13 protein-coding genes are annotated in these 20,574 nt (G+C 67.4%); 7 read left to right on the top strand and 6 right to left on the bottom strand.

Annotated features, from left to right (window positions below; genetic code table 11):
- Window positions 1-54: 54 nt before the first annotated feature.
- Together SOM26_RS16515 and SOM26_RS16510 are read right to left on the bottom strand one after the other, a co-directional pair.
- Window positions 55-1,017 carry a tyrosine-type recombinase/integrase gene (locus SOM26_RS16515; protein WP_320453812.1) on the bottom strand — a complete coding sequence of 321 codons (963 nt, stop codon included), beginning with the start codon at window positions 1,015-1,017 and terminating at the stop codon, window positions 55-57.
- Window positions 1,018-1,069: 52 nt separating this feature from the next.
- Window positions 1,070-1,825, bottom strand: coding sequence for a MauE/DoxX family redox-associated membrane protein (locus SOM26_RS16510; RefSeq protein WP_320453811.1), 756 nt, complete (start codon window positions 1,823-1,825; stop codon window positions 1,070-1,072).
- Window positions 1,826-1,888: 63 nt separating this feature from the next.
- Between SOM26_RS16510 and SOM26_RS16505 the strand changes: the two genes are divergently transcribed.
- The gene (locus SOM26_RS16505) at window positions 1,889-2,299 is read left to right on the top strand and encodes a MerR family DNA-binding protein (RefSeq protein WP_320453810.1); all 411 of its coding nucleotides are present in this window, start codon (window positions 1,889-1,891) and stop codon (window positions 2,297-2,299) included.
- A gap of 73 nt (window positions 2,300-2,372) precedes the next feature.
- Here the strand turns inward: SOM26_RS16505 and SOM26_RS16500 are convergent, their stop codons facing one another.
- Window positions 2,373-3,092: a tetratricopeptide repeat protein gene (locus tag SOM26_RS16500; RefSeq protein WP_320453809.1), complete on the bottom strand. Its 720-nt coding sequence runs from the start codon at window positions 3,090-3,092 to the stop codon at window positions 2,373-2,375.
- 201 nt (window positions 3,093-3,293) lie between these two features.
- Between SOM26_RS16500 and SOM26_RS16495 the strand changes: the two genes are divergently transcribed.
- From SOM26_RS16495 to SOM26_RS16475, 5 genes are all read left to right on the top strand, one after another.
- Window positions 3,294-4,628 (top strand): glycosyltransferase family 39 protein, encoded by a 1,335-nt coding sequence (locus tag SOM26_RS16495; protein ID WP_320453808.1) that lies wholly within the window; start codon window positions 3,294-3,296, stop codon window positions 4,626-4,628.
- Window positions 4,618-5,967, top strand: a complete 1,350-nt coding sequence (locus SOM26_RS16490) for an ABC1 kinase family protein (protein WP_320453807.1) — start codon at window positions 4,618-4,620, stop codon at window positions 5,965-5,967. The genes SOM26_RS16495 and SOM26_RS16490 overlap by 11 nt, the downstream gene beginning before the upstream one ends.
- A 166-nt stretch (window positions 5,968-6,133) precedes the next feature.
- The gene (locus tag SOM26_RS16485; protein WP_320453806.1) at window positions 6,134-6,325 is read left to right on the top strand and encodes a hypothetical protein; all 192 of its coding nucleotides are present in this window, start codon (window positions 6,134-6,136) and stop codon (window positions 6,323-6,325) included.
- Between the two features lie 17 nt (window positions 6,326-6,342).
- Window positions 6,343-7,020, top strand: coding sequence for an SOS response-associated peptidase family protein (locus SOM26_RS16480; protein WP_320453805.1), 678 nt, complete (start codon window positions 6,343-6,345; stop codon window positions 7,018-7,020).
- Window positions 7,021-7,062: 42 nt separating this feature from the next.
- Window positions 7,063-8,313 carry an MFS transporter gene (locus SOM26_RS16475; protein WP_320453804.1) on the top strand — a complete coding sequence of 417 codons (1,251 nt, stop codon included), beginning with the start codon at window positions 7,063-7,065 and terminating at the stop codon, window positions 8,311-8,313.
- On the opposite strand, the gene SOM26_RS16470 is transcribed toward SOM26_RS16475, so the two are convergent.
- Window positions 8,310-9,296: a helix-turn-helix domain-containing protein gene (locus tag SOM26_RS16470; RefSeq protein ID WP_320453803.1), complete on the bottom strand. Its 987-nt coding sequence runs from the start codon at window positions 9,294-9,296 to the stop codon at window positions 8,310-8,312. The genes SOM26_RS16475 and SOM26_RS16470 overlap by 4 nt on opposite strands.
- Before the next feature lie 432 nt (window positions 9,297-9,728).
- On the opposite strand from SOM26_RS16470, the gene SOM26_RS16465 reads away from it, so the two are divergent.
- Window positions 9,729-17,138 carry an autotransporter outer membrane beta-barrel domain-containing protein gene (locus SOM26_RS16465; protein ID WP_320453802.1) on the top strand — a complete coding sequence of 2,470 codons (7,410 nt, stop codon included), beginning with the start codon at window positions 9,729-9,731 and terminating at the stop codon, window positions 17,136-17,138.
- A gap of 125 nt (window positions 17,139-17,263) precedes the next feature.
- Here the strand turns inward: SOM26_RS16465 and SOM26_RS16460 are convergent, their stop codons facing one another.
- Both SOM26_RS16460 and SOM26_RS16455 read right to left on the bottom strand, forming a co-directional pair.
- Window positions 17,264-19,213, bottom strand: coding sequence for a calcium-binding protein (locus SOM26_RS16460; protein WP_320453801.1), 1,950 nt, complete (start codon window positions 19,211-19,213; stop codon window positions 17,264-17,266).
- A 48-nt stretch (window positions 19,214-19,261) separates the two neighbouring features.
- Window positions 19,262-20,572: an HlyD family type I secretion periplasmic adaptor subunit gene (locus SOM26_RS16455; protein ID WP_320453800.1), complete on the bottom strand. Its 1,311-nt coding sequence runs from the start codon at window positions 20,570-20,572 to the stop codon at window positions 19,262-19,264.
- Window positions 20,573-20,574: the final 2 nt, after the last annotated feature.

Here is a 20,574-nt window from a genome sequence, read left to right as displayed (position 1 = left end):
CAAGGCGAAGGATATGGGGGTGATGTTCCCCGGGGAAACATCGGCATCTCGGGTTCAGATCGTGACCCGCTCCACCTCGTCGAGCGTCACCGCGTCGGAGCGCCGGTCATAAAGCTGGGTCGTCCGGGTCGAGGCATGGTTGGCCATCGCGGCCGCGCGTTCGAGCGTACCGCCATTCGTCAGATAGGCTGTGATCCCCGTCGCACGGAAGCTGTGGTTGCAGATGTCGGTGCCGATCCCGGCCGCCAGCGCGCGTCGGCGTACCATCTGATAGGCATTGGCCTGGGGCAGGGGGGTCGTCGACAACCGCCCGGTGCCCCGTGCGATGGTGCGGAAGAGATAGCCCTTGCGATCCTCGGCCAGACCGCAGCCGTCTATATAGGCGTGGAGATACTCGTCGAGATTGTGGTGGCACGGCATCTCATGCCGCTTGCCGCCCTTTTCATGCAGCCGCACCCACAAGCGCCGATTCTGCACGAACACATCCTCGACCTTGCAATCCAGTGCCGCGCCGACCCGCGCGAAGCTGTAGACCATCAGGCCGATCAGCGCCCGGTCACGCAGGCCGATCGGCGTCGATACGTCGATGCTGTCGATCAGTTCGCGCGCCTCGGCCGGGTCGAGCACTGGGGTCTTGCCACGCCGCACGCTATAGGCGGGGCCGCGCACCGATATCGCCGGATTGGTCGGTATGACCTGGCAGCGGACCAGCCAGTCGAACAGGTGACGCACCCCGGCCAGCCGTTGCTTGACCGTGGGCACCGACAGATCGCGGCCCAGTTCCTCTATCCAGGCGGCAACATGGATCGGCTCGATCCGGGGCAAGGCCACCACCCCGCGCTCGGCGCACCAGGCTAGAAAGTCCGACACGCCGCGCGCATAGGATCGCCGCGTATGCGCGTTGCGGATGGTCGCGACGAAGAACTCCAGGAAGTGTTTCTGCGCCCGCTCGTCCGCCGCGGCAACGATCGTGGGTAGTTGCAGCGTGGGGGAGGGAAGGGGACTGAGCCTGTTCATATGCAGCCTCAAGGCTAACAGCCCCTCAATTGAGCCACAAATCTATATGTCACTACGTCAGCATCGTGCCATGCTCCACCATCATCCACACCGCCATGCCGATCATCATCAGATTTTCAGTCAGCGACAGGAAGCCCAGCGGTACGTTGCTGGCGCCCCCGACACAGGCGCATTTCAGGTCGCGACGGTCTATATAGACCGCCTTGACCACCGACACCGCGCCGATGCCGCCGATGACCAGCGCGATCGGCACCGAGGCCCAGGTCGCGACCCTGGCGATCATCAGCACCCCGGCCAGCCCCTCGGCAAAGGGGTAGATGTAGGAATAGGGGACCCAGCGTTTGGCGAGCAGGTCGTAGTTCAGGAACATGGTCGCGAAGCTCTCGACATTCTGGAGCTTCAGGAGGGCCAGGACCGCCATGCTGAACGCGACGAACCACTCGGCCGCGCGGGCCGTGAAGGGCGTGGCATAGACCGCCTGGGATGCGGCCAGCGCCATCAGCGCGGTCATCGCGAAGAGCGCGGCGACCGGGCGATAGGTTGTCGCTTTGGGATCGGTGACCCGCTTGCCGAAAAAGCGGCGCAGATCGTCATAGCCGCCGACCCGCTCGCCCCCGACGAAGATCTGCGGTGTCGTCTTCACCCCGTGCTCGGCCTTGAAGGCGTCGACCTCCTCGCGGGTGCGGAGCCAATGATCCTCGACCGCGTAACCCTGGCGGCGCAGCAGGTCCCTGGCCTTCAGGCCATAAGGGCAGGTGTGGCCGGGCATGACCATGCGGTAGAGAATGGCGGTACGGGTGGCGGTCATGATCCTTCTCCGGCTGGGGTCCGGGGCCCATATGGGGTCCGTACCATGGTACGGAGTCAAGACATGGCCGAACGAACCATTTCCGAACTGGCGCAGGCGGGCGGGGTGGGGGTGGAGACGATCCGCTACTACCAGCGGCGCGGGCTGCTGGGCATACCCGAGCGCACCGTTGGGCAGGGCAGGGCAGGGGGCATCCGGCGATATGGCGCGCAGGATGTGCGGCGGTTACGCTTCATCCGCGCGGGCCAGGCGGCGGGCTTCACTCTGGAGCAGATCGGCGAGCTGCTGGCGCTCGACGCGACCGACGACCGGGGGCGGGTGCGCGAACTGGCGAAGACGCGGATCGCCGCACTGGATGTGCAGATCGCGGGCTTGCAACAGGCGCGCGCCTCGCTCGACCGGCTGGCGCGGGAATGCGGGCGCGGTGCGGCGGGACCGTGCCCGATCCTGCTGGCGTTCGATCGAGAGGGGTGACCCGTGCGGGTCCGGGTGGCGGCGGGCCCGATGTTTCCCCAGGGAAACATCGCGGCTTGCGGGCGACGACGGATCAGTCGGTCTTGGCCGTCCCCTTCACCTTGTCCCGCTGTTCGGCGATATAGCGCAGCTCGTTTTGCGCCTTGGCGTCGTTCGGATTCACCGCCAGCGCCTGGCGATAGCGTTTCTCGGCCTCGTCCCACCGTTGCAACTCGATCAGCGCATAACCCTGGCAGCGCAGTGCCGCGCCCTCCTGGAACGGCTTGATCTGCGGGTCCGAGATTTTAGCGGCATCGGCGGCCTTGGTGCAGACCGCGAGCATCTGCGGCCAGTCCTTTTCCAGCCGGATCAGCTGGCCATATTCGGTCTGATACTGCGCGTACATGGGCGCCAGCGTCATCAGCCGCTGATAGATCGCCTTGGCCTCGGCCACCCGGCCCAGATCGACCAGGGCATAACCCTTCAGATACAGCGCGGTGCAATAGCCGGGCGTCAGGGCCACGGCCGAGACTTTGTCCTTCGCCGCTATCCCCATGTACAGCAGCGTCTCCTGGATCGACATGCCGCAATAGAGGCGCCGCGTCTCCGTGGCATGGTCCGCCTCATAGGCCGCGATCACCGGCGTGAGCGTGTCGAGCGCGACCTGCGGCTGGCCGCCTTTCACGGCCCGTGCGGCGGCCTGAAGCTGCGGCGTCATGCGATCGTCGATGGAGGATGCGGTGTTCGCCGGGATGGGGGCCGGAACAGGGGCCGCCTGTACCCCCAGGGCCAACGCGGCGATCAGATGGAACATGGAACACCCCCCTGCGGGACATGGCCTCATGCCCCCATTGTCGCACAGTAACGCGCAAAATCCGTCACGGTAGTGACCGGCCGATGACACCGGATCGCACCTTGCGACCGCAGCGCTTTTGCCTCTTTCATCGCCGGGGCGATCCGGCCTAGCGTGGCCGCGTGCGGGCCCGGGGGTGCGCGAAGCCCAGGGGAGCCCATCATGTCGTCCGGCCCGTCATCCTTTTCCCGCGTCCTTGCCGGGCCATGGGCGCGCTTCGTGACCGCGCGGCACGTGATCCCGGCGATCCTGCTGCTCGCCATCGTCCTGCGACTGGGGGTGATCCTGGCCTTTCCAATCAGCCCGCGCACGGACTCGCTCTGGTATCTGGAGCGGGGACGCGAGATCGCGGCCGGGATGGGCTATCAGGAGGGGGGCTTTCCCACCGCCTTCTGGCCAGTCGGCTATTCGGCGCTGATCGCGCTGGCGACCGGGATCTTCGGGCCGACGCTGTTCGGGCCGATCCTGTTCAACCTGGTCGCACAAGTCCTGACCATCGTGCTGATCCTGTGGCTGGCGCGGGCGCTAGGGGCGGGGGAGGGGGCCGCGCGGTTGGCCGCGTTGTTCTATGCGCTCTACCCTGCGCATATCGCGGGCACCGGCGACACCGCGGCCGAGCCGACCGCGACCCTGGTCATGATGGCGGGGATCGCGCTGGTCGTGAAGGCGAGGGGGCGTATCGGTTGGACGCTGGCGGGCGGGCTGGTGCTGGGCCTGGCCACGCTGATGCGACCGCAGGTGATGCTGTTCCCGCCGTTTCTGGTCGGCGCCTTGTGGCTGGCGGGACAGGTCGCCTGGCGGCGGGCACTGGTGACGTTGGTGCTGGTCGTGGCCGGGCTGGGGGCGGCGGTCGTACCCTGGACGCTGCGCAACCAGGCGGTGCTGGGCGCGGCCGTGCCGGTATCCACCAATGGCGGTATCGCGTTGCAGGCCGGGGCCAACGACCTGGCCGATGGCGGCTATTTCCAGGTCGAGCGGTCGCCGCTCTGGGCCCAGGTCGGCATCCCCTTTGCCGACCGGGTCGAGCGCCAGGTGGAGATCGACCGCCGGTTGAAGGCGATGGCGATGGATTGGATCGAGCGGCATCCGGTCCGCTGGGGATTGCTCGGCTTTCGCAAAACCGCACTGCTCTGGCTGAAGGACGGCGATGGCTTCTGGGCGCTCGATGCCAGCCATCCGGGGCAGGGGCTGGTGTGGAAAGCGGCGCAAGCGGCGAACCAGCTTTTCTACATGGTCGTGGTGGCACTGGCGGTGGTCGGTGCCGGGCTGGCCGCGCGCGCCGCGTTGGGCAGGCGTGCGGGCGCGGCGATGCTGGTCGCGGCGGTCGTGCCCCTCTTCTGCACCGCGCTGGCCTTCGGCTTTACCGGCCAGACGCGTTATCATTATCCCGCCATGCCCTTCGTCATGATCCTGGCCGCCTGGGTCGTGGGCCGGGCGATCGCTCGCGTCACGGAACCAAGCGGTCCGCCCGCCGCTATGCCCGGACATGGCCGATGATCCCGACAAGCCCGCCCCCGACATAATCCCACCCGACGTTACCCACAGGGCCGTCCCCAGCGGGCGTTTCGCGCGCGCCGGAGCGTTCGGCCGACTGGCAGGCGGGGTCGCGGGCGGGATGCTGGCCGAGGGTGCCAGACGGTTGGCCAATGGCGAGCGGCCCAAGCTCGGCGACCTGATCCTGACCCCCGGCAACGCCGCGCGCGTCGCCGACCGATTGTCGCATCTGCGCGGCGCAGCGATGAAGTTGGGACAGATGATCTCGATGGACGCGAGCGACCTGTTGCCGCCCGAGTTGCAGACTATCCTCGCGCGGCTTCGCGACCAGGCGTACAGGATGCCGCCCGCGCAGCTCGACAAGGTGCTGAAGGCCGAATGGGGCCCTGACTGGCGGCGCAGGTTCCGCCATTTCGAGGCGGCACCTATGGCCGCCGCCTCGATCGGGCAGGTCCACCGCGCGACTTTGCCCGATGGCCGGGTGCTGGCGATCAAGGTGCAATATCCGGGCGTTCGCGACAGCATCGGCTCGGACGTCGACAATGTCGCGACGCTGCTGCGCGTGTCGAACCTGGTGCCCCCGTCGATCGACCTGAAGCCGTTGCTGGCGGAGGCCAAGCGCCAGCTGGCCGAGGAAGCGGACTATCTGCGCGAGGCGTCGCGGATGCAGGCCTATGCCGACCGGCTGGCGGGCGATCCGCGCTATGTCGTGCCGCGCCCCGAATTGTCGCTGACCACGCCGCTGGTGCTGGCGATGGACTTCATCCCCGGCCAGTCGATCGAGACGTTGACGGACGCCCCCCAGGACACCCGCGACCGCGCGATGACCGCGCTGATCGAGCTGGTGCTCGCCGAGCTGTTCGACTTCGGCATGATGCAGACCGATCCGAATTTCGCCAATTACCGTTGGCAGCCCGAGGAGCAGCGCTTGGTGCTGCTCGACTTCGGCGCGACGCGCGACGTACCGGCCGAAACGGTCGCGTCCTATCGCCGGTTGATCGAGGCGGGCCTCGCGCATGACCGCGACCGCATCCGCGAGATCGCGGTGGAGACGGGGTTCCTGGGCGAGGCGGCGGTCGCCGCGCATCGCCCGGCGGTCGACCGGATCATCGCCGCGATCGATGACACGATGGCGCGGCCCGGCCCCTTCGACTTCGGCGACCGCGCCTTCGTGCCGGTGGTGCGCGAGGAAACCCGCGCGATGATCGCCGACCGCGACACCTGGCACATGCCGCATGTCGAGACGCTGTTCGTCCAGCGCAAGATCAGCGGCAGCGCGCTGCTGTGCGCCCGGTTGAGGGCGCGGGTCGATGTGCGCGGGCTGGCGGCCAAGGCGATATAGCCGTCATTCGATCCGGTTCCGGACCCGATTGTCTCAACCGTAAGACACTGACAATTCCGTCATAGTCTGCCCTGCGCACCTGAACTAGATTGTCTTGGTCGGGTCGGGGACACTTGTCGTCACGTCATCCTGCTCGGCCCCGTTCGACCAGGTAAAAGAAATCACAGTGATCCTGCGCTTCCCCAAGATGTCGCCGCCCCGTCCGTTCGCCCGGACGCGCCGGTGGAAGACGGTGTTCGTCCTTTTCCGGGTCGTGACGCTGCAGGACGACCATCGTCGGCATATCCTGATCTGCCAGACGGTGCGACGTCGCTACTCGCCGACCTTTCGCAAATGGCTGTGGGCCAGCCTGTCATGATCGCCATGCCCGGCGCCATGGATCGGACGGCGTCCCCCGTCACCGACCATGCAATGCTGGACTGCAGCGCGGACGAGCTGTGCGCGATGTTTGGGATCGCCCGGACTTTTCACGAAGGATCCTGGGGCGCGTGGCCGCATCTGCGTGACCTCCTTCCCGGTCATCCCGCCTTCGTCCTTCGCCAGGGGCCACAGGGACTGGGTCTCGACACCCAGCGCTGGGATATCAACGGGGGTGAGACGTGCTGGCCGACCACCCAGATCTTCAGCCTGTCGCTGCCCTGGTGGCGACGGTTGGCGGAGGTTCCTGCGCAACGCTGCCTGATCCCGATGACTGCGGCGCGCGGCACGCTATTTTCGCGGGATGGACGGGCAGACCGGTCGGTGTGGTTCACGCTCGACGATCAGCCGATCTTCACCGTGGCGGGGTTGTGGCGTCGCAATGCGGGCGCGCATTGCTTTGCGACTCTTGCCTGTGCGGGGGGCGAGGGGCCTTGGTCGACCCTGCCGATGATCGTCGCGCCCTGCGATCGATCGCGCTGGCTGGAAGGCGACTGGACGGACCTGACCACGTTGCAGGTGCCGTCGTCCGCCCTGCCGATCCGGATCGGGCTTTGTGATATGCCCGCCGCGCCCTATGCCATGGCCGATCGTAACAGCGTGTGGGACCGGCCCCGAACCGCTGCGGGTAGCTAAGGCAAGGAAGGACAGGATGCCGCTTTGACGCCATCACCGCGCATGACGGGTTACGGCGTCGCGATCCTGTTGGCGCTGGTCCATATGCTGGCGGTGGGCGACCGGTTCCTGCTGTCGATCCTGATCGAACCGATCAAGGCCGATCTGGCCTTGCGCGACGGCATGATCGGCGTGTTGCAGGGACCGGCCTTCGCCGTGCTCAACGGGCTGGCCATCGTGCCGATGACCCTGCTGGCCCGCCGCTGGCCGCTCGCCCGGTTGCTGGCGGTGGCCATGCTGGGGTCCAGCGTGGCGACGATCGCCTGCGGCCTGGCGGGATCGGGCGAGGCGCTGGCCACCGCGCGCATGGTGCTGGGGCTGCTGCAGGCGGCGATTGGTCCCGCCGCGCTCGGCCTGATCGTCGCGGCCATGACGCCGACGCATCGCGGACGCGGGATCAGCCTGTTCACCGCCGGGGCCGCGCTGGGTCGGGGGCTCGCGATGATCGGGGGCGGGGCGCTGCTGGCGGTGTTCGCCGCTTTTGCGGTTTCCGTCGCACCGTGGAGGATGGTGTTCGTCACGGGTGGTGCGATCGGGCTGCCCGTCGCGTTGATCCTGACCCGGCTGCGCAACCCGGTCGCAACCGGGGCCGGAGCAGAGGGCGGGGGAGACGACCATCGGCGGATCGGCGCCGCGTTGCGCCACATGATCGCCGACCGGGCCTCGCTGCTCCCCCATATCGCCGCGACCCTGTGCGCGGTGTTGATGGCGCAGTCGCTGACCAGCTGGTCGGCCAGCCTGCTGATCCGGCTTCACCACCTGACCCCGCCGCGCGCGGGCCTGTATGTCGGCGTCGCGATGATGCTGGCGGGCGTGTTCGGCCATGGCCTGGGCGGACTGCTCGCCGATCGCCGGGGCAGGGTTGGGCGAGTTAGTATTCCAGCACTGATGCTGGCCGGGCTGGCGGTGGGGACGCTGGCGCTCTGGCCGCTGACCCGCGCGCCGGGACTGGTCCCGGCGCTGGCCGCGCTGGTCGTCGCGGTCGTCGGGCTGTCGATCGCGCTGGCGAACGGCATGATCGGCTTTCAGGACCGGATGCCCGCCGCCCTGCGGGTCGAGGGGACTGCGATCTTCCTGACGCTGGTCACGCTGCTCGGCACCGCGATGGGCCCCTGGGCGGTCGGCATGGCGAGCCAGGCGATCGCGCATCCGACAGGGCTGGCCGACGCGGTCGGCGGGGTGCTGGGCCTGACCGGGCTGGTCGGATGCGGCGCGGCACTGATCGCGGCGCACAGGATGCGGCCTGGCGGCTAATCCAGTTCCTGCATCCAGCCGTTCCATCGGCGCGTGCCGGTCTCGACCGGATCGCCACGACCCTGGCGAACGCGGGCGCGGTAGGTGGCGGGGTCGATGCCCTGATCGGCCTGGAACGCGCGGACCAGCGCGGCCGCATCACCCAGCCCGTACGCCTGGGCCAGTTCGCCCAGATCGCGGTCCTCCACTCCTTCCAGCGCGCGGCGCACCGCGTCGATCCGGCGACGGCGGACATGGCGCGCGATCCCGTCGCTGCGCTGGTACAGGCGATAAAGCGTCGCGCGCGACACACCGACCTGCTCGGCGATGGCCGCGCCGGTCAGGTTGGGGTTGGCGATCTCCCGCTCGATCAGCTGCTCGACCGCCTCGCGCCGCAGATGGTCCTGCCGCCGCGCCTCGACCGCGACGTCGCGCGGGCCGCCCAACGCGGTCGGCAGCAGCTCGATCAGCGCACGGGCAAAGGCGCCGTCATGCCGGTCGTCCAAGGTGGGAGCATGGCGGACCAGCGATTGCAGGAAGTCGCTGAGCATCGCGGTGTCGGGCGCCTGCGCGACATGGCCGTGCAGCGCGCCCAGGCTGCCCACCGCCGCCAACACCAGGTCGCGCGAGACGCTGGCGGTGATCAGATGCAGGTCGCGCGCCTCGGTCCGGTGGCCGCGACGGGTGTCGAGGAACACGATGTCGCCGGGCCCCGCCCGCTCGAACCCGCTGCGTGGTCCCCCGGTCAGCGAGCCCGACAGGACGTGGTGCAGGACGATATGGTCGAAGCCGTCGGCCTGCACCCGCTCTTCGCGCACATGCGCCATGCCCGACAGATGCCGGTCGAACAGCAGCATGTGGCGAAAGCGCCAGCCGGTGACGCTGGCCCGGAACGGGCCGTCCAGCCGCACGACATCCGCGCCGTTGGCATAAAGCCGATGATAACGCGCGAACGCCTCGTCCTCGGCCAGGCCGTCGCTGGAAAAGCGGATCTCTTCCTTCACCGCATGCGCCCCGTCATCCCGGTCCTCTCGCCATTCCGCTGTTCCCGCCCCGTCTTTGCCACGAATTGCGCGGTACAACCTAGGATAACCGAGACGGTTCATTCCGGTCATACCCATCTTCATGCATGGGCGCACGACCGACCGCCGTCCGATTTCCGGCGTCACATCTTGGTCATGACACTACCCTGCTTGCCAGCGCAAACAACATGGCGGGGCAGGCAAGTGGACATCCCCTGCCTGTCGGGCCGGTCGGCGCCATGTAAACAATGAAATGACGTTAACCTTGCGGCGTGCCGGGGCGGCCGCTTCGCGTTACTTGGCGATGACGACCACGTCATGATTTCACGTGACATGACACGGTCTTCATCCTAGGAATACCCCACGAATTGGGGGAAGTCTGAAATGGTGAAGGCAATGTCGCGTGCTCGGCAGGTGAAGACGCGCGCTCTGGAATCGAGTGCCATTCTGCTCGCGGTCATGGTCGCGGGTCCGGCCTTTGCCCAGTGCGCCCCCGATCCGACCCAGACGGGCGTGACGACGACCTGCACCGGCACCGACAGCAACGGCCTCGTCGTCACGACTTCGAACAGCACGGTCGCCGTGGCGGCGGGCGCCAGCGTGACGAACACCGGCGCACCGGCGATCCGCTATGCCATCCCGGTATCGAACAGCAGCTATGCCTATTCGACGCTGACCGTGGGCGGCCGCGTCGATGGCGGCAGCCAGACCGGCGTCCAGCTGCTGCGCCAGTCGAGCAATAACGGCTATGGCAGCCTCAACCTGACCATGACGGTTGCATCGGGCGGCAGCGTCAGCGGCGCGAACGGCGTCGTCATCGGCCAGACCGGCACCGACTATGGCCAGACGACCGCGTCGATCGACAATAGCGGCACGATCAGCGGTACGGGGACGGGCGCGAACGGCTATGCGCTATTGTCGACCAACCAGAATTATGCCGGCTTCCAGTCGATCACCAACCGCGCGGGCGGCACGATCGGCGCGATCAGCGGCGCGGTCGGCACGCTGACCAATGCAGGTACCATTGATGGCGGTTCGCGCAGCGCGATCGACAGCGGCGCGACCTACAGCTCGGCCGTTTATGGCTATGGCTGGACCAACAGTGGCACGATCAGCAATAACGGTACCGCCGCGACGCTGGCCAATTATCGCGGATCGACGCTGACCAACAGCGGCACGATCAGCAATGCGGGTACCGGCGTGGTCGTCAGCGCGCCCTCGGGCTACAGCCTGTCGCTGGTCAACCAGGCCGGTGGCCGGATCGCCACCGCCGGGACGACCGCCATTCAGGGCGACAGCGGCATCAGCCTGGTCAACAGCGGCACCGTCGTCGGCGATATCGCGTCGACCGCAAGCCAGTTCAGCTATTATACCAGCACCATCGACAACACGACGGGCACGATCACCGGCAATGTCCGCCTGGGCGGGGGCAATGACACGCTGGTCGTCGGCTATGCGAACGGCGCGCTGCGCACCGGGATCAGCGGCACGATCGACGGCGGGGCGGGCACCGACACGTTGCGCGTCCGCTTCACCAGCGACGCCACCCTGTCCTCAGGCCTGGCACTGCCGACCAACTTCGAACAGCTGACCCTGGCGCCCGATGCCAAGATGACGACGACGCTGGCGCGCGGCTTCACGGTCGCAGGGCCTTTGCGCGTCGGCGGCAGCGGCACGGTCGTCAACAATACCGCGCTGAGCGGCACCGGCACCGTGCTGGCCGACGAATATACCTCGTCCGGCTCGCCCAGCTTCACCAATGCCGGGAGCATCACCGGCACGGGCACGCAAAGCGGCGTTTATGCCGTCTCGCTGAACTCTGCGAACCGCTTCGAGAACAGCGGCACCGTCACCGCCAGCCAGAACGGCGTCTCGTTCAGCTCGCAAGGTGCCTTCGTCAATTCGGGCACGATCACCGCGACCGGCACCGCCGTCTCGCTGTTCGGGCCGAGCTTTGCCAATTCGGGCACGATCCGCTCGACCGGCGGGATCGGCGCGACCCTGTCGGGTTCGTCGGGGTCGACCTGGACCAATAGCGGCCGGATCGAGGGCGCGACCGCCGGGCTCCAGCTGTCGAGCAGCCTGACCAATAGCGGCACCATTACCGCAACCGGCACCGGCGTGTTCATCGGTTCCTACGGTTCGCTCACCAATGCGGCGGGCGGCATCGTCACCGGGGGCACGCGCGCCATCGCCCCGAACGGCAATCTCAGCGTGTTCAACGCGCGCATCGCCAATGCGGGCACGATCAACGGCGACGTGAGCTTCGGCTCGTCCTCGTCGAGCAGCTATTACGGCAACAACAACGCCTATTACGCACTGGCGGGCGGCGTCCTGAACGGCAACCTGACGCTGACCAGCGGCGACCTGCTGGTCGCCGAGGCGACGGGCACCAGCGGCAACCGTTTCGCCGGCATCACCGGCACGGTGTCGGGCACCAATGCGGGCCTGCGCCTGCGCGTACGCACCGACACCACCGCGACGCTGCCGACCGCGAGCCAGTTCACCACGGTCGGTTACGAGCTGTTCGACAAGGCGGCGCTGACGCTGACCGGCGCGGCCTCGACCCGGCCGCTCTATCTGTCGGGCCAGGGCAGCGTCGACCTGACCGCCGACATCGCCAGCACCGCCGGTTCGGTCATCCAGCTGACCACGCGCAGCGTCGCGCCGGGCGAAACCTATGCCGCCAATGCGCTGACGGTCACCAGCCGCGGCGCGCTGTCGCTCGCGGTGTCGAGCACGGATGTCTACGGCGCCTATGCTGTCTCGCTGGGCAGCGACGACAGCTTCACCAATGCGGGCACGATCAGCGTCACCGACACGCGGTCGAACAATTACTACACGCTCGCCGCGATTTCGGGCGGCAAGACCGTGGTCAATGACGGCACGATCACGCTGAACGGCGCGACCGGTATTCAATCCGCCCGGGCCATCACCAACAACGGCCGTATCGTCCAGGCGGTGGGCGGGCGGGCCGCAACCGGTGTCTCGGGCTTCACCTCGCTGGTGAACACCGGGACGATCGAGGTCGCGGGCAACGCCGTCGTCATGGATTATTCGAGCGGCACGATCGACAACAGCGGCCGGATCGCCAGCACCGGCGGCATCGCGATCAGCCAGAATTACAGCTATGGCACCGTGATCCGCAATCTGGCCAGGGGCACGATCGCGGGCGCGACCGGGCAGAACGCCATCCGGCTTGGCGGGGGCCAGGTCGCCAATGCGGGCACCATCACCGGCGATGTCGACCTGGGCTATGCCAGCTATGGCGGGCGTTCCTACAGCAGCGCCATCTATACCAGCAATGGCGGTACGCTGACCGGCAATCTGCGCTTCGGCGACGGCAACGACGTGTTCGTCGAGACGGACGGTCAGACCGGCGTGACCGGCACGATCGACGGGGGCGCGGGCACCGACACCTATCGCCGCGCCTTCACCAAGTCGGGCACCGCGACGCTGGGCAACCTGACCGCGGTCAATTTCGAGCGCGAGGATGTCCAGGCGATCGGCGCCGATACCGTCGTGACCGTTGGAGCGAGCACCGCGCTGGCTTCGCTGGGCGTGCTGGGCGACGGCCAGGTCGTCAACACCGCCAATGTCGATGGCGACCTGACCATCGGCGACTCGTTCTATTATTATCCGCAGCCGCAAACGCCGACCGTACTCGCCGCGCTGACCAACCAGGCGATCGTCAAGGGCGGCGTCTCGGGCCAGGTTTCGAGCTTCACCAACAGCGGCACGATCGGCGATGCCGCGCTGAAGCGGACGGCGGTGTCGCTCTATGGCACCGGTGCGACGACCTTCACCAATTCGGGCACCATCCTGAACGACGAAACCCGCCGCAGCGTGTCCCTGTCGGTCACCCAGGGGACGATCACCGCCACCAACAGCGGCACGATCGCCCAGGGTCTGATCGCGTCCGGCAACAATTATTACTATTCCGGCACGGACGAGACGGTCACGCCGCAGCCTATGTCGATCGCCCTGACTAACACCGGCACCATCGCCAGCACCGGTCCGGGACGCTCGGCCGTCGTGCTCCAGATTAACGATCAGCGCGCCCTTGGTGGGTCGATCCGGTTTGATAACAGCGGTTCGGTCACCCAAGGCGTCAACGCCTATGTCGGCAGCTATCGCTATTCCGACACGCCGGTACCCGACGCCCCCCAGGCGTCCAGCATCGTCGTGAACAACAGCGGCACACTGTCCGCCAACCTTCAGGGGCGGTCGGCCGCGCTGCTGACTCTCGACGACGCGCGCGATGTCGGCGGGTCGATCAGCCTGACCAACAGCGGCACGATCGATGGCAGCGGCCTGTCGGCTTACGGCGTGCGGGCCACGGTCTATCATAGCGACTACACGACCGACGCCAGCACCGTCGCCAAGACCATCGCCATCGCCAACAGCGGCACGATCCGCGCCAATGGCGGCGGCCAGACGATCGTCGATCCCTATGCGGGTGCCAGCGTCCCGACCGATCGGACCGCCCCCACCACCATCATCGCGGCGGCCATCTCGCTGTATGCCGACGACACCGCGACCGCGACGATCACCAACACCGCGACCGGCGTGATCGAGGCGACCGGCGCGAAGTCGGTCGCGATCCGCGCCAATGGCGTCGGCATCGACCTGAACAATGCCGGGACCATCCGTGGCGGCATGGGCACGACGCTGGCCGACAATGACAGCTTCGCCGGCACGCTGGGCACCACCTATCTGGCGGGCGCGATCCACACGACCGGCGCGGTCGACAACCGCATCGTCAACACCGGCACCATCATCGGCTCGATCGCCTTGGGCGCGGGCAACGACCGGATCGAGAATACCGGTCAGATCCAGGGCGAGGTGTTCCTGGGCGCCGGTGACGACACCTTCCTCCACCGCGCCAGCGCGACGCTGACCGGTACGGTCGATGGCGGTACGGGCACCGACAGCCTGATCGTCGATTCGACCGGGGGCGGCACCGTCAACGGCAACCAGTTCATCAACTTCGAACGCTTCAGCCAGATCGGCCAGGGCAACGTCACCTATGCGGGCGCGTTCAACTTCGACACGCTGGGCGTCGCGGGCGGATCGGTGACGGTGGCGGCGGGCCAGACGCTGGCCAGCACCGGCGCCACCACCATCACCGGCACCGACGCGGCCGAGACGGTGACCAACAACGGCACCATCGCCGGGTCGGTCGCACTGGGCGGCGGTAACGACCGCTTCGTCAACACCGGCACCGTGCAGGGCGCGGTATCGCTGGGCGACGGCGACGACAGCTTCGTCGAGGCTGCGGGCTCGCGCGTCGTGGGCGGCGTCGACGGCGGGGCGGGGACCAACCTGTACACCGCACTGCTCAGCGGCGATCGCACCGGCCTTGGCCAGCGCAGCAATTTCCAGCAGCTGGCGGTGACCGGCGCGGGCACGCTGTCGCTGACCCTCGACCAGAGCTTCGACACGGTCGCGCTGGCGGGCACCGGGCTGAACGTCGCGCTGGCGGGCAACCGCATCGGCGCGGTCACCGGCACGGACGCGGCCGAGCAGCTGCGCGTCGATGGCGACATCGCCAGCGTCGCGCTGGGCGCAGGCAACGACACGCTGGCGCTGGGCACGACCAACGCGGCGGGCCGTTACGACGGCGGTGCCGGCACCGACACGCTGGCCTTCACCACCAATGCGCCGGTCGTGCTGAGCGGCGTGGCGACCGGGTTCGAGAATGTGTCGCTGACCGGCAACGCGCTGACCGTCACGGGCACGCTTGGCACGCAAGGCGCGCCGCTGAGCTTCGGCGATAGCGACCTGTCGCTGACCGTCGCCAAGGGCGGCACGCTCGCCGGGGTCATCGACCTGGGCGCGGGCAATGACGCGCTTCGCCTGGCGGCGGGCTCGGTCCTGCTCGGCACCGTCACCGGCGGGTCGGGCACCGACCGCGTCACCCTGGAGCTGGCGGGCGACCAGACGCTGGCGGCGGGCCAGCTCAACGGCTTCGAGACGCTGTCGACCGAGGGCACCGGCACGCTGTCGCTGACCGGCGCGCAGAGTTATAATCAGGTCAACGCCGCGACCGACCTGAGCATCGCCTCGGGCAGCAGCCTGACCGCGGGGCAGGTGGCCTTCACCGGCGGCAACCAGCGCTTCACCATCGCGGGCACCTTTGCCGGGGCCGTCGATGGCGGTGCGGGCACCGACACCATCGCGCTGTCGGGCGGCACGGCCAATGCGCCGGTCGCCTTCACCAACGTCGCCAATGTTGAGGCGCTGGCGATGACCGGCGGCTATGCCACGGTGTCGGGCAATGCGGCGTTCGGCTCGGTCGACATGTCGAGTGGTCGACTGGTTGGCCTGGCCGGATCGACCATGGCCGCCACGCAGTTCCTGGTCCGCCAGGGCGCGACCTTCGGCTCGGCGGGCGCGGTGAACGGCAATGTGACGGTCGCGGGAACCTTGAGCCCCGGCGCGTCGCCGGGCACGATGACGGTGAACGGCAATGTCACGCTGAACAGCGGTTCGCTGTCGTTCTTCGAGCTGACCCCGACCGTGTCGGACAAGCTGATCGTCAACGGCGCGCTGGCGATCGGCAGCGGCTCGACGTTGCAGATCGTGTCGAGCGGCGCACTGCGCCCCGGCACTTCGTACGACCTGATCGTCGCCAGCGGCGGGATCACGGGCAGCTATGCGACCGTCCAGAAGCCCAGCGACCTGTTCGGCTTCGTCGTGCAGCGCGCCGACCGCATCCAGCTGCTCGGCCAGTTCCTGGGCGACGCCGCCTTCACCCCGCAGGTTTCGCGCAGCATCGCCTATGCCAACGCCACGCTGGCCCAGCAGCCCGCGACCAGCACGCTGTTCGCCGCCCTGCCGTCGCTGCTGACCGCCTCGGGCGCGTCGAACCCGCGCGGCTTCGCGCAGATCAGCCCGGAGGCCTATGCCTCGGCATCGCAGATCGGCGTCGACAATGCCCTAGGCCTGGTCCAGGCGGCGCGCGGTCCGGCCTTCGCCACCACGCGGGACGAGGCCGGACCCTTCACCTTCGCCCAGACGCTCGGCCAGTGGCACACGCTGGGCGCGGACCGGGGGCAGGGGACCAGCGAGGCGCGTACGCGCGGCTACGGCTTCCTGGGCGGCGTCGGTTACGGCGATCGCCAGTGGATGATCGGCGCGTTCGGTGGCTGGCTGGACACCCGCCAGTCGATCGCCCCGCTCGCCGCCTCGACCAAGGCGGACGGTGTGGTGGCGGGCGTGCATGGCCGCTACTCCATGCCCAACGGCTTCGGCTTCGGCGCATCCGTGGTCTATGACGGCGCGCGAGGCCGCACCACCCGCACGCTCCCAGGCACGGCGTCGGGCTTCGGCCGCTACGACCTGACCACCTGGACCAGCGACGTGTCGGTCCATTACACGGCCGAGATGGCGGACGGCTGGGCGCTGACCCCGCGTGCAGGGCTGACCTATCTGCGCACCACCCGCCAGGGTGTGGCCGAGACGGGCGGCAGCCCGTTCGCGCTCACCGTCGCGCGCAACCGCCTGGTCGCGGGCTTTGCCGATGCCGGGGTGACCGTCGGGCGCAGCGATGCGTCGGACGCAGCCTTCCGCCCCTTCGTGACGCTGGGCGCCCGCTACCAGATCGAGGGCAACCGCGCCCTGGCACTAGGCGGCTATGCGGGCGGTGGCCTGGGCCTCGTCGCGCTGGGCGCTGCGCGCACGCCACTGGTGGCCACAGCCACGGGCGGCGTCGCCTATCGCTTCAACGGTGGGGTGGACCTCTACGCCACCGGCAGCGCGCAGACCGGCCGCGACGACCATCAGGAAACGATCACCGCCGGCGTCCGCCTGCGCTTCTGATCGGCCAAGGGACCGGGGCGGTGATCCGGCCTGGTCCTTTCCATGATTTGATGGGAGCGGACCGAGCGTCCCATGGCCCCGGCCACCGGTGATCCTGGGATCACTGGCGACCGGGGATTTTCTTTTTAGGCAATGACGAGGTTGTCGGGATTGATCGCGATGTCGGTAATCCCGGCCCAATCGCGGCCGATGAACGGGCTGACGTCGGTGTGCGCGGCCGCGAAGGCGTCAGGCAAGGCGTCATGAGCCGATGGTTGGAGCCCCCCCAAGTCTTCCGCCGGTACATCCGATTCGACCGTGACGCCGGAAGCCTCCGCCAGCGAGCGGGACGCCGCAGACGAGCCCAGCGAGCGCCCCTCGGCATAGCCGTAAAGCACGTAGTGACGCGCCAAGGCTTCGGCGTCATTACCGAAAGCCGCCGCAAGGTCGCGATGTGCGGCTGCATAGGCTGCGGCATCGAAGGTCGTGCCCCGTCCTTCGGACGCCCCCCATTCGATAAAGTGCTTGGCCGCGGCACCCTCATTGGCACCATAGGCCCGGATAAGGTCGCCATGAGAGGCAAGATATGCCCAACCGTTGAAGGTCGTGCCTCGGCCTTCTGCGGCACCCCATTCGATGAAGTGCTTGGCACCTGCACCGGCATCGGCGCCGTATGCCTTGATCAGGTCACGATGCGACGCGATATAATCGAGTGCATTGAACGTCAGGCTACGCCCCTCGTCGAAACCCCAGTTCAGGAAATGGGCGGTGCCCTTGGCGGCATCGGTCCCGAAAGCGGCACGAAGATCGGCGTAACCCGCGATATAGCTCAATCCGTCGAACGCCGCCGTGCTGCTCAATGCACCGGACCAAGATTGCGCCGGGGCGTTGAAGAAGCCGACCTGCTCCATCCCGGTGACCTCGACCGCTCCCCGCGCCGTGACGAACACCGTGCGGGCGCCTGACGATAACAGGCGGTAGTCTGACTGGACGCCACCCAGGATCAGCGTATCCGATCCACTGCCGCCATCGGCCCGGTCGAAACCATCACCGGTCCGGATCGCGGCAAAGCCCCCCACCGTCATGATGGTATCGTCACCCGCACCACCCGATAGCGTGTTGCGCCCCGCATCGCCGACAATTGTGTCGCCGTAAGCCGAGCCGACAACGATTTCGAAACCCGACAGCACGTCCCGACCCGCACCGCCTGTGGCAAGGCCCACCGAGAGATCGACCCTGACGGCACCCTTGGCATATTCATAACTGACGGTATCGATCCCGTCCCCGCCGCGCAGCACGTCATTGCCCGCACCGCCAGAAATATAGTCGTTGCCACCGCGACCATCAAAGGTCACCCCAGCGCGGCCATCGTCCGTGGTCGCACTGTTTATCTTCATGATGTTCGCGCGATCGTCCCCTAACCCGGTCGAGGCGTATCCAGACAAGCTCATCTGCAGTATTTCGAAATTGCTTATCTTGTAGCTGGCATTTCCGGATTTTGCCGTCCCTGCAACCATATCTACGTAGAATTCGATATTTGCAACCAGGGTATCCGTACCAGATCCGCCATCGGCCAAACCCGACAAGGGCCCGCCGCCAAACGAACCGGAAATGAATACATAATCATCACCAGACTGCGCGTATATATCATTACCGGCACTTATGAATGCCGTGTCATTGCCACCACCGATATCGATTATAAGGCCACGGGTTTCAAATGGCATGTTGACGGAGTTTTGCGAATCCCCAAATTTTATATACTCGACATTGCGAAGCTCAATTTTTTGAGACCCGACATATGCCCCTAGGACATAGCCGCCAGCATCATTCCTGATGGTCCCTAGCGTTACCGGCGATATGTTTGACCAGTCGATTGTATCGAAACCCTCACCGCCATCGATCAAACCGACCTTTCCCTCAATAGTGCTCGATCGGACGCCGCTGAACACGAATTTGTCGTTGCCCGAGCCACCATTGAGAATGTCGACACCGAATTTTCCGTCAATGACATCGTCGCCTGCCAGGCCGTTGATGATGTCGTCATCATCCGTACCTGTCAGAACATCGTTCCCTGCCGTACCATCAACATTTACCATGCTTTTATCTCCCTGACTTATGTTTGTGGAAGATAGCATGGTTCAACACTATTCCCTAAACGCATCCTCACGCAGTCGGGTAAATGGCGACAGGATATAGGCCATGACTGAACGCTTGTCGCCGATCAGGTTGACGTCGGCGGTCATGCCCGGGCCGATCGCCAGCCGCTGGCCGCTGGGGCCGCGGAAGTTTTGTGCGTCGGCGCGCACGCGGACGATGTAGAAGCTTTCCCCCGTCCGCTCGTCGACGGTCGCATCGGGCGAGATCGTGACCACCCGGCCGTCCATCCCGCCATAGATGCCGGATTCGTACGCGGTGATGTTGACACGTGCGGGCTGGCCGATCCGGACCGAGGCGATGTCCTTGGGATTGACCTTGGCCTCGACGGTCAATGCGTCGGCCGACGGCACGACCTCGACGATCGGCTGGCCCGCACCGATGCTGGCGCCGACCGTCGAGACGAGAACGCGGTTGACCCGTCCGTCGACCGGCGAGGCGACGGTCGCGCGACCCAGCCGGGCGGCCAGCGCGGGCACCGCCTGGCGGCGCGCGGCCAGCTCGGCCTGGGCGGTGGCCAGTTCGGTACCCGCCTGGGCGCGCCACGCGCCGCGCACCTGGGCCAGCGAGGCATGCGCCTCGGCGACCGAGGCCTGGGCCCGCGCAACCGCCGCAGCGGCCTGGGCAGCGTCGGTCGTGGCGACGGCGGCCGTGTTTTCCAGCTGGATCAGGGTGATCTGCGGCTCGATGCCGCGTTCGACCAGCGGCCGCATCAGGTCGAGCTGACGCCGTGCACTGTCGCGCGCCGAAATCCGCGACTGATAGGCGGCGCGCGCCTCCGCCACGGCACGGTTCGCCTGCGCCTCGCGCGCGGCGGCCGCCTGGCTCATGCTGGTCAGGTCGCTCATGCGCGCCATGTGGAGCGAACGCTCGATGCCGATCTGTTCGGCCAGCGCGGGTGTCGTGGCGGCGGGATAGACCGGATCTCGGCCTGCAATCTCGGCCTGGAGGCGACCGATCTTGGCGGACAGGGCCCCGACCGTCGCCTCCGAGCTGCCAAGTTCGGCCCCGGCCTGTGTCCGGTCGAGCCGGACCAGCGCCTGCCTCCGGCGGACCACATCGCCCGCGCGCACCAGGATTTGCGAGACGATGCCGCCCTCCAGGTTGCTCAGCACCTGGAGGCGGCTCGACGGCACGACCCGGCCGGGCGCGTGGACGGTCCGGTCGAGCTCCACCACGGTGGCCCAGATCACGAAGGACACGAAGAAGCCCAGGATGAGCCACAAGAGCAGGTTTGAGAGGGCCTTGGGCTTGATCCGGCCGGCCAGGTCTTCGAGGTGGGTGGATTGCTGATCGGTCATGA

The sequence above is a fragment of the Sphingomonas sp. CFBP8993 genome (assembly GCF_034044895.1).
In the GTDB taxonomy this organism is placed as follows: Bacteria; Pseudomonadota; Alphaproteobacteria; order Sphingomonadales; family Sphingomonadaceae; genus Sphingomonas.
Note: the sequence above shows the minus strand (reverse complement) of the source record. Positions and strands in the feature narration are given on the sequence as shown.

Excerpts from the sequence above, each read along its gene's own strand:
- SOM26_RS16515 (WP_320453812.1), bottom strand. The coding sequence starts at position 1,017 with ATGAACAGGCTCAGTCCCCTTCCCTCCCCCACGCTGCAACTACCCACG.
- SOM26_RS16510 (WP_320453811.1), bottom strand. The coding sequence starts at position 1,825 with ATGACCGCCACCCGTACCGCCATTCTCTACCGCATGGTCATGCCCGGC.
- SOM26_RS16505 (WP_320453810.1), top strand. The coding sequence starts at position 1,889 with ATGGCCGAACGAACCATTTCCGAACTGGCGCAGGCGGGCGGGGTGGGG.
- SOM26_RS16500 (WP_320453809.1), bottom strand. The coding sequence starts at position 3,092 with ATGTTCCATCTGATCGCCGCGTTGGCCCTGGGGGTACAGGCGGCCCCT.
- SOM26_RS16495 (WP_320453808.1), top strand. The coding sequence starts at position 3,294 with ATGTCGTCCGGCCCGTCATCCTTTTCCCGCGTCCTTGCCGGGCCATGG.
- SOM26_RS16490 (WP_320453807.1), top strand. The coding sequence starts at position 4,618 with ATGGCCGATGATCCCGACAAGCCCGCCCCCGACATAATCCCACCCGAC.
- SOM26_RS16480 (WP_320453805.1), top strand. The coding sequence starts at position 6,343 with ATGGATCGGACGGCGTCCCCCGTCACCGACCATGCAATGCTGGACTGC.
- SOM26_RS16475 (WP_320453804.1), top strand. The coding sequence starts at position 7,063 with ATGACGGGTTACGGCGTCGCGATCCTGTTGGCGCTGGTCCATATGCTG.
- SOM26_RS16460 (WP_320453801.1), bottom strand. The coding sequence starts at position 19,213 with ATGGTAAATGTTGATGGTACGGCAGGGAACGATGTTCTGACAGGTACG.
- SOM26_RS16455 (WP_320453800.1), bottom strand. The coding sequence starts at position 20,572 with ATGACCGATCAGCAATCCACCCACCTCGAAGACCTGGCCGGCCGGATC.